The organism is Micromonospora sp. NPDC047753, assembly GCF_040642735.1.
Lineage (GTDB): Bacteria > Actinomycetota > Actinomycetes > Mycobacteriales > Micromonosporaceae > Micromonospora.
In genome coordinates this window covers 1-8,618 of sequence record NZ_JBEYSL010000289.1, presented here as the reverse complement: position 1 = coordinate 8,618, position 8,618 = coordinate 1, and the positions used below count along the sequence as shown (strand labels likewise).

Sequence of the window (8,618 nt, the reverse complement as noted above, 5' to 3'; positions counted from 1 at the left end):
CGCTCCTCATTCCCACACTCTGCCCGCCGACCCGGCTCACGACCACAGTTCGAACGGCTCGTCGATCTCCGTGCCGGCGAGAAAGGGGGTGATCAGCCGGGGGAGCTGCCCGGGGTAGAAGCGTTCCCGACTGGCCACCACCTCGGGCAACGGCCACCAGCGGAAGCCGAAGTAGTCCTCCCGCTCGTAGTCGAGCCGCTGCGCCTCGTCCACGTCCGGGCCAGGGCGGGCCAGCCGTACGGCGACGACGACCTCGTCCTGGACGTGCCGCAACTGGCGGTGCAGGAAGCTCGCCCGCCGCCGCCAGTTCGGCGTACCAACCTGGTCGGTGGTGATCACGATTCCGGTCTCTTCCCGCAGTTCCCGTACCGCGGTGTCGCGACAGGTCTCGCCGGGATCCATGCCACCGCCGGGGAGCTCCCACCAGGTGCCCAGCCGGGCGTGGTCCGGGTCGCGGGTGTGGAACAGCAACACCCGGTCGGTGTCGTCGACGACCACGACCCGCACCGCGCGTCGCTCCAGGATCGGCAGGTCACGGGGTAGCTCGTTCATGGGGCCAGTCTGTCGTAGCGTCTCCTTCGGCGGCGGGTAGGCTGCCCGCCGTGGCTGGTCTGTTGAGGAATGTCGCGGCACGTATCTCCCGGGTCGGTGCGGTGATCCCGTCGCCCCGGCGCACCGGGCCGGCGCCCGCGCAGGTGGCCCGCCGCCGTCAGGTGAGCGCCTTGCAGCGTCGGGAGTTGACCTACGCTCCGGAGCGCGACGGCCAGGCCGACCCGGGCGAGATCGTCTGGACGTGGGTGCCGTACGAGGACGACCCCCGCCAGGGCAAGGATCGGCCGGTGCTGGTCGTCGGGCGGCACAGCCGGACCCTGTTCGGGCTGATGCTGTCCAGCCAGAGCGACCGGGACGGGCAGCGGCACTGGTTCGCGCTCGGGCCGGGGGAGTGGGACCGGGACAACCGGCCGAGCTGGGTCCGGTTGGACCGGGTGCTCACCATGCGCGAGGACAGCATCCGCCGGGAGGGTGCCGTGTTGGATCGGCCCCGGTTCGACCGGGTCGGGCAGGCGTTGCGCGCCGGTTACGGCTGGCGCTGACCGCGCCGGGCGAGGATCGGCGGCGAGCCGCGCCCGGAGCTGCCCGGCAGTAGGGCGGCCCGGGGCGGTGACGCCCCTGGCGGTGAGGTCTATTCGCGGCTCGGACCGACCGCCGCGCCCTTCGCGTCCGGCGGCGGGTACGGCTGGTCGGCGAGGAGCCGGGCCAGGTGTGCGCTGTTGAGCGCCAGTGCCTTCGTGGTGCGACCGGTGGTGTCGGGCTTCGGGCCGGCCTCGCGGTAGTCCACCGTGTGCAGCGCCTCACCGACCCAGTAGGTCGCGGCGGCGGCGGCGACGGTGAAGCCCACCTCGTTGAGCGCCCCCTGCACCTCGGCGATGCTGTGGTGTGCGCCGTCCTCGTTGCCGACGACCGCGACGCCGGCCACCTTGCCGTAGGTGAGCAGCCGTCCCTCGTCGTCGGTCTCGGACAGCTCGGCGTCGAGGCGTTCGAGGACCATCTTGGTGACGCTCGCGGGCTGGCCGAGCCAGATCGGGGTGGCGATGATGAGGATCTGGGCGGCGAGCAGCTTGGCGCGGATGGCGGGCCAACCGTCGCCGTGGCCCTCGTCGGTCGACACCCCGAAGCGCACGTCGTGGTCGACCACCCGGACGATCTCGCCGTCCACGCCCTGACGGTTCAGTTCGGCCAACACCTCCCGGCCCAGTTGCTCGGAGCTGGAGGGGGCAGGCGACGGCTTGAGGGTGCAGTTGAGTACGAGGGCACGGATGCTCGGCACGAGGGGTTCCTCTCGTCGGTCGGCTGGGCCGTCCCTCCGCGTACCCGAATCATCTCCGCCCACGCCCCCCACCAGGCACACCTGATCAAGAGGTTTGCGTCAGAATCCGGGCCGACAGTGACGCGAACTTCTTGATCACCGCCAGCAGGCGGGGTGGGGTGGGGGTGGGTCGGTGGACGTGGTGGGGTGGGTCCGGGGAGAGTTTGGGCTTTGGTTGTCCACAGTGGACGAGGTTCCGCACGGGGCTGATCTGCGGGCTCGGCTCTGGCGGGGTGAGACGGGCGACGGCGAGCGGTATGCCGTCAAGGTCAGCGGTGGCGGTACGCCGGCCGGCCTGATCGTGACCGCGCACCTGGCCGAGCGGGGCGTGCCAGGTGTCGCGGCGCAGGTCCGCACCTGCGACGGACGCCTGTACGCCGAGCGTGACGGGCACCGCCTGTCCGTGGTCCCGTGGGTGTCCGACCTGCGGGCGCTGGACGGCCCGATGAGCGAGGCGCACTGGCGTGCCTACGGCGAACTGCTGGCCGCCGTGCACGCGGTGCCGGTGACCGACGAGTTGGAACGGCTGTTGCCAGGCGGCGGTGACGCGTACCCCTCGATCGTGGCCGCGACCCGGGACGTGGCCGGACGGCTCCGCGACCAGGCCGACTCCGGTGATCCGCTGGTCGCCGAACTGGCCGCCGTCTGGGCGGCGAACGCCGACCGGGTGTCCACGCTGCTCCGTGGGGTCGAGCGACTCGCCGTCGACCGGTTGGGGCCGGCGGTGGTCTGCCACGGCGACCCGCACCTGGGCAACCTCCTGCTCGGCGCGGACGGGCAGGTCTGGCTGATCGACTGGGACGACGCGGTGCTCGCCCCGCCCGAGTGCGACCTCATGTTCGTCCTCGGCGGGGTGCTCGCCTTCGCGCCGATCACTGCCGAGCAGCAGCAGGCGGTGCTCGCCGGCTACGGCAGGACCGACGTCGACCCGCTGCGCCTGGCCTGGTTTCTCGCGGTCCGCGCGCTCGACGACCTCAGCGACTGGACCCGCCAGGCGTTGGACCTCGACGTCGAGCCGGCCGACCGGGACCGGGCCGCGCGGATCGTGCGGGGGCTGGTGTCACCGGTGGGTCTGGTCACCCTCGCCGACGCGGCAGTGCGCGACCTCGACCGGCGGCTCTGAGCGGCGACCACGTCGCCGTCTACGCGGGACAAGAAGTAAGGCAAAGAGCGAATGCGCTCTCTGCCACCTCCAACATATATCGCACCCGGGGCCTTGCGGCAAGACCCGGGTGATGCCGCAGAATCTCCAGCCGACGCCCAAATCTGGGAAAATCGGGGGATTACATGATCGATGTCATCATTGCTGGCGGCGGGCCGACCGGCTTGATGTTGGCCACCGAGTTGCGGCTGCACGGACTGCACGCGCTCGTGCTCGAGAAGGAGACCGAGCCGACCAGCTACGTCCGCGCGCTCGGCCTGCACGCGCGAAGCATCGAGGTGCTGGACCAGCGAGGTCTGCTGGAGCGGTTCCTCGCGCTCGGAACGCAGTACCCGGTCGGGGGCTTCTTCGCCGCGATCCCCAAGCCGTCGCCGGGCGGGCTGGACACGGCACACGCGTACGTCCTCGGCATTCCGCAGACCATTACCGACCGTCTCCTGGGCGAGCACGCCAGCGAGGTCGGCGTCGAGATCCGGCGCGGCAGCGAACTCGTCGGGCTCAGCCAGGACGACGACGGGGTGACCGTGCGGCTGGCCGACGGCACGCAGGTGCGTACGCGCTACCTCGTCGGCTGCGACGGCGGTCGCAGCACCGTCCGCGGGCTGCTCGGTGTCGGCTTCCCCGGCGAGCCCAGCAGCGTCGAGACGTTGCTGGGCGAGATGGAGGTGGGCGTGCCACCGGAACAGGTGGCCGACGTGGTGGCCGAGGTCCGCAAGACCCATCTCCGATTCGGTCTCGGGCCCCTCGGAGACGGGGTGTACCGCGTCCTCGTCCCGGCCGAGGGGGTGGTCGAGGACCGCACCGTCCCACCGACCATCGAGGACTTCAAACACCAACTGCGGGTGTACGCGGGCACCGACTTCGGTGTCCACTCACCGCGCTGGCTCTCCCGCTTCGGTGACGCCACCCGGCTGGCCGAGCGTTATCGGGTCGGCCGGGTGCTGTTGGCCGGCGACGCGGCACACATCCACCCGCCGACCGGTGGGCAGGGGCTCAACCTCGGCATCCAGGACGCGTTCAACCTCGGCTGGAAACTGGCCGCCGAGCTCAACGGCTGGGCGCCGGAGGGGCTGCTGGACAGCTACCACAGCGAACGGCATCCGGTGGCCGCGGACGTGCTGAACAACACCCGGGCGCAGATGGTGCTGCTCTCACCCGAGCCGGGGCCGCGGTCGGTGCGCCAACTGTTGTCGGAGCTGTTGGACTTCGAGGACGTCAACCGGTACCTGATCGAGAAGATCACCGCGATCGGGGTCCGCTACGACCTCGGCGCGGGGCACGAACTGCTCGGGCGTCACATGCGTGACGTGCGGCTGAGGCGGGGGCGCCTCTACGAGCTGATGCGCGGCGGCCGGGGCCTGCTGCTCGACCAGACCGGCCAGCTCTCTGTCGCCGGTTGGGCGGAGCGGGTCGACCATGTCGTCGACGTCAGCGATGAGGTGGAGGTGCCCGGCGTGCTGTTACGGCCCGACGGGCACGTGGCGTGGGTGGGCGACGATCAGACCAACCTGCTCAGCCATCTGCCCAGGTGGTTCGGCGCGCCCGTCAGCTGAACGGTCAGCGTTCGCCGAGGAACGCGCTGTCGACCAGTTGGCGGGGCGATCGGGCGCCACCGAGGCTCTTCGCCTGGTACATGGCCGCGTCGGCGCGGCTGAGCGCATCGGTGAGCTGGGCCGGGCCGGTCACCGGGGCGAGCCCGACGGACGCGGTGACCCGGACGCTGCACCCGGTCAGCCGGATCGGCGCGGCGACGGTCTCGCTGAGCCGGCGGGTTGAGTGCTCGATCCAGCGTCGGTCGACGGTGGGGCTGGAGAGCAGCCCGGCGAACTCGTCGCCGCCGAGGCGCGCCACGAGATTGTCCCCGGCGAAGCCGGCGAGGCGTTCGGCAACACTGATCAGCACCTGGTCGCCGGCGGCGTGCCCGTACCGGTCGTTGATCTGCTTGAAGTCGTCCAGATCGAGCACCACGGCGATCAGCGGCTGGCCGGCGGCGTCGGTGAGCAGTGCGGCTGCCAGGCGGTAGAAGGCTCGGCGATTGGGCAGCCCGGTCAGCGGGTCGTGACTGGCGGCGTGCCGTTCAGCGGCCAGTTCTGCCTGGAGGTGACCGATCTCGGCCTCGGCGCGCACCGCCCGTCGGCGTAGTTGCCAGGAGGAGAGCAGTGCGCCCGCCGCGCAGACGCCGGAGGCGACACTCATCGGATCCGGCACGAACCCTCCCATCGCCGCGACCGCCTCCAGCCTTCGGTTGACGCGGTACACCGCGTCGGGCCCAGTTTTGCCTGATCGTTGCCCGTCTGGGGGTAACACAAAGTGAACGGATGGGCACCGATCATGTGCGTTATCATGCTCGCCGTCGGATGCAGATGCAATAGCAGATGCACGTGCAGAACCGTCCAATGTCGATACCGCACCCCCTCGCCGTCACCGCTCCTCCCACGGCCACCGGCGGGCTCGTAACAGAAAGACGCCCCCATGCAGCAGCCACCCAATGGCGTACCGATCCACCAGTTGCCTCCGCTGAGCTGGCAGAAGAGTCGCCGCAGCAACCCCAGCGGCAACTGCGTCGAACTGGCCGAACTGCCCGAGGGAGCGGGCATCGCGGTCCGCAACTCACGACACCCGGAAGGGCCGGCGCTCATCTACACGGTGGATGAGATCGCCGCCTTCGTTCTCGGTGCGCGGGACGGAGATTTCGACCACCTGATCAACTGACCGTCCGGGGGCGGGTCGTCCCGGCGACGAGACTGATTCACCGGCGCGGAGGAGTTCACCTCACTGTCGGTCCATGGCATGCTTACACGTCGGCCGGGCCGGGGCGCCCGGCCGTCGTGGGTCGGTGTCCGGAGGTCCGCACGTGACGATGGTTCCCGCCGAGGGTGGCCCGACAACCGGGCCGACCGTGCTGCGCATGCTGCTCGGCGCCCAACTGCGCCGCCTCCGGGAGTCCAGCGGGGTGACCCGGGAGGGCGCCGGCTGGGAGATCCGCTCCTCCGAATCCAAGATCAGTCGGATGGAGCTCGGCCGGGTCGGCTTCAAGGAGCGCGACGTCGCCGACCTGTTGACCCTCTACGGCGTCACCGAGGACCACGAGCGTGACGCGCTGCTCAAGCTCGCGCGGGACGCGAACAGCCCCGGCTGGTGGCACCGCTACGGCGACGTGCTGCCGTCCTGGTTCCAGTCGTACCTCGGCCTGGAGGCCGCCGCCGCGCTGATCCGCAGCTACGAGGTGCAGTTCGTGCCCGGCCTCCTGCAGACCCGGGAGTACGCCCGCGCGGTCGTGCTGCTCGGGCACGGCACTGCCGGTCCGGGCGAGATCGACAGGCGTGTCGCGCTGCGGATGCAGCGTCAGCAGTTGCTCCAGCGGCAGAACCCGCCGCAGCTCTGGGCTGTGGTGGACGAGGCGGCCCTGCGCCGGCCCATCGGCGGCGCGGAGGTCATGCGCGGCCAGCTCACCGCGCTCATCGAGGCGACCAAGTCGCCCCACATCCGGTTGCAGGTCATCCCGTTCGCCGCCGGTGGCCACGCCGCCGCCGGGGGTGCCTTCACCATCCTGCGCTTCGGCGACCAGGAGCTTCCGGACATCGTCTACATCGAACAGCTCACCAGCGCCATCTACCTGGACAAGCGCGACGATCTGGATTACTACGCGGTGGCCATGGAGCGGCTCTGCGTCGAGGCCGAGCCGCCCGAGCGTACGGCGGAGATCCTCGGCGGCCTGCTGGACGACCTCTACGCGGCCTGACTGCCGACCGCGCTCCCACTCTCCGTTCACGTATTGACCGACGCCGACCGGTCGAGCTAGTCTCTGTATCGATACAGACTGGATCGATACAGAGAGGTGCCGGTGAAGCCAACACTGCAAGCCGTGGCCGACGCCGTCGGCGTCTCGCGCAGCACCGTGTCAAACGCCTACAGCCGCCCCGACCAGCTTTCCGCCGCCCTGCGCGAGCGGATCCTGGACGCCGCCCGGCAACTCGGGTACCCCGGCCCCAACCCCACCGCGCGCTCCCTGCGCCGAGGTTTCGTCGGGTCGATCGGCGTGCTGTTCACCTCGCAACTGTCGTACGCCTTCACCGACCCGTTCGCGGTCCGCTTCCTCGCCGGTGTCGGCGCGGCGGCCGAGCGGCACGGCACCAGCATGCTGCTGGTGCCGCTGCCACCGGCGGTGACCGACGCCCGGCAGGCGGTGGAGAACGCCGCCGTCGACGGGTTCTGCGTCTACTGCGTCGCCGACGAAGAGTGGGCCCTGGACGTGATCCGCCAACGCGGGCTGCCGTTCGTCAGCACCGCCGCCCGCGACGACGCCGGCACCGACGAACGGTTCGTCGGCATCGACGAGCGGGCCGCCGCACGCAGCGCCGCCGCGCACGTAGCGGGGCTCGGGCACCGTCGGGTGGCGCTGCTCGCCGACTCCGTGCTGCCCGACGCGCCGGCCGGCCCGCTCACAGTGGCCGGGGTCGACCAGGTGCCGCATCCGACCACCCGAGGTCGGCTCAGCGGGTTCGCCGACGCCTTCGCCGAGGTCGGCGTCGGCTGGGCCGAGCTGACACTTGTCAACGTCCCCGGCAACAGCCGCCCGGCGGCAGCCGCAGCCGTCGCCGGGCTGTTCGACCAACCCGCACCGCCGACCGCCGTGCTGGCCGGCTCCGACGTCCTCGCGCTCGGTGTGCTGGACGCCCTGGCCGCACGGCCGGCCCATGATCGTCCCCCCGTCTCGGTGACCGGCTTCGACGACGTCCCCGAGGCCGCCGCTGCCGGCCTCACCACTGTCCGGCAACCGGCCGAGGAGAAGGGCCGGATCGCCGCCGAGCTGCTGCTTGACCCGCCCGCGGACGCCGCGGCCGGTCACGTGCTGCTGCCCACCGCACTCGTCGTCCGGGAATCCACCGGACCGGTCCCAAGGAGTTGACCATGGAACTTCCCACCGGATACATCACCGCGCTCGACGCCATGAGCCGGCACGTCAACTCGGCCCGACCGGACGCGCCGGTCCAGGTCGAACACCCCCGCCGGGCCCTGCTCGCCCCGACCCGGCAGGCCACCGCCCTCGCCCTGCGCCGGCTCGCCGACCGCATCCAACCGCGACCGCTGCCCGGCACCCCGCGCTGCTCCTGACCCCGCACCAATCCCATTCCGGTACGCACGGGACGAACAGTGTGGGTCCGGGCACGCAGAGTGGTCGACTGCGGTGTTGCCAGGCAGACTGGTGAAGTTATGTCGCCGCTCACGCCCACTCTCCGCCTCCACGACCGCTACGTACTTCACGAGCGGATCGGTCTCGGTGGCATGTCCGAGGTGTGGCGTGGCGACGACGAGGTGCTCGGCCGGCCGGTGGCGATCAAGGTGCTCGCCGGGCAGTTCGCCACCGACCCACAACTGCGGGCCACCATCCAACGCGAGGCCCGCGCGGCCGCCCGGCTCACCCACCCACACGTGACCCAGGTGTACGACTACGCCGAAGCGACACTGGCCGGCGGCGTCGTGGTCCCGTACCTGGTGATGGAGCTCGTCGACGGCCACAACCTGGCCGACCGGCTGCGGACCGGGCCGCTGCCCTGGCCGGAGGCGGTCCGGGTGGCCGGGCAGATC

11 protein-coding genes are annotated in these 8,618 nt (G+C 71.2%); 8 read left to right on the top strand and 3 right to left on the bottom strand.

Translation table 11 applies throughout. The annotated features are described in order from the left end of the window. Window positions 1-36: 36 nt before the first annotated feature. Entirely contained in the window at window positions 37-552 is a 516-nt protein-coding gene (locus tag ABZ749_RS22515; protein WP_357230686.1) for an NUDIX domain-containing protein, read from the bottom strand. A gap of 50 nt (window positions 553-602) precedes the next feature. On the opposite strand from ABZ749_RS22515, the gene ABZ749_RS22510 reads away from it, so the two are divergent. After that, window positions 603-1,094, top strand: coding sequence for a type II toxin-antitoxin system PemK/MazF family toxin (locus ABZ749_RS22510; RefSeq protein WP_124778425.1), 492 nt, complete (start codon window positions 603-605; stop codon window positions 1,092-1,094). A gap of 89 nt (window positions 1,095-1,183) precedes the next feature. On the opposite strand, the gene ABZ749_RS22505 is transcribed toward ABZ749_RS22510, so the two are convergent. Then, complete coding sequence (locus ABZ749_RS22505) at window positions 1,184-1,828, bottom strand: NAD(P)H-dependent oxidoreductase (protein ID WP_357230682.1); 645 nt, start codon at window positions 1,826-1,828, stop codon at window positions 1,184-1,186. A 223-nt stretch (window positions 1,829-2,051) separates the two neighbouring features. Here ABZ749_RS22505 and ABZ749_RS22500 point away from each other — a divergent pair, with 223 nt between their 5' ends. Together ABZ749_RS22500 and rox are read left to right on the top strand one after the other, a co-directional pair. Beyond that, window positions 2,052-2,990 (top strand): phosphotransferase, encoded by a 939-nt coding sequence (locus tag ABZ749_RS22500; protein ID WP_357230679.1) that lies wholly within the window; start codon window positions 2,052-2,054, stop codon window positions 2,988-2,990. A 164-nt stretch (window positions 2,991-3,154) separates the two neighbouring features. Beyond that, complete coding sequence (rox, locus tag ABZ749_RS22495) at window positions 3,155-4,582, top strand: rifampin monooxygenase (protein WP_357230676.1); 1,428 nt, start codon at window positions 3,155-3,157, stop codon at window positions 4,580-4,582. 4 nt (window positions 4,583-4,586) lie between these two features. On the opposite strand, the gene ABZ749_RS22490 is transcribed toward rox, so the two are convergent. Continuing rightward, window positions 4,587-5,237 carry a GGDEF domain-containing protein gene (locus ABZ749_RS22490; RefSeq protein WP_357230673.1) on the bottom strand — a complete coding sequence of 217 codons (651 nt, stop codon included), beginning with the start codon at window positions 5,235-5,237 and terminating at the stop codon, window positions 4,587-4,589. A gap of 264 nt (window positions 5,238-5,501) precedes the next feature. Here ABZ749_RS22490 and ABZ749_RS22485 point away from each other — a divergent pair, with 264 nt between their 5' ends. The 5 genes from ABZ749_RS22485 to ABZ749_RS22465 form a co-directional block, all read left to right on the top strand. Continuing rightward, window positions 5,502-5,741, top strand: coding sequence for a DUF397 domain-containing protein (locus tag ABZ749_RS22485; RefSeq protein WP_091406718.1), 240 nt, complete (start codon window positions 5,502-5,504; stop codon window positions 5,739-5,741). 142 nt (window positions 5,742-5,883) lie between these two features. Beyond that, window positions 5,884-6,771, top strand: coding sequence for a helix-turn-helix transcriptional regulator (locus ABZ749_RS22480; RefSeq protein WP_357230670.1), 888 nt, complete (start codon window positions 5,884-5,886; stop codon window positions 6,769-6,771). A 123-nt stretch (window positions 6,772-6,894) separates the two neighbouring features. Continuing rightward, complete coding sequence (locus tag ABZ749_RS22475; protein WP_357230667.1) at window positions 6,895-7,938, top strand: substrate-binding domain-containing protein; 1,044 nt, start codon at window positions 6,895-6,897, stop codon at window positions 7,936-7,938. 2 nt (window positions 7,939-7,940) lie between these two features. Further along, the gene (locus ABZ749_RS22470; protein ID WP_238668377.1) at window positions 7,941-8,144 is read left to right on the top strand and encodes a hypothetical protein; all 204 of its coding nucleotides are present in this window, start codon (window positions 7,941-7,943) and stop codon (window positions 8,142-8,144) included. Between the two features lie 99 nt (window positions 8,145-8,243). Then, the coding region (locus ABZ749_RS22465; protein ID WP_357230664.1) for a protein kinase at window positions 8,244-8,618 on the top strand (375 nt) is incomplete at its 3' end.

Excerpts from the sequence above, each read along its gene's own strand:
- ABZ749_RS22515 (WP_357230686.1), bottom strand. The coding sequence starts at position 552 with ATGAACGAGCTACCCCGTGACCTGCCGATCCTGGAGCGACGCGCGGTG.
- ABZ749_RS22470 (WP_238668377.1), top strand. The coding sequence starts at position 7,941 with ATGGAACTTCCCACCGGATACATCACCGCGCTCGACGCCATGAGCCGG.
- ABZ749_RS22485 (WP_091406718.1), top strand. The coding sequence starts at position 5,502 with ATGCAGCAGCCACCCAATGGCGTACCGATCCACCAGTTGCCTCCGCTG.
- rox (WP_357230676.1), top strand. The coding sequence starts at position 3,155 with ATGATCGATGTCATCATTGCTGGCGGCGGGCCGACCGGCTTGATGTTG.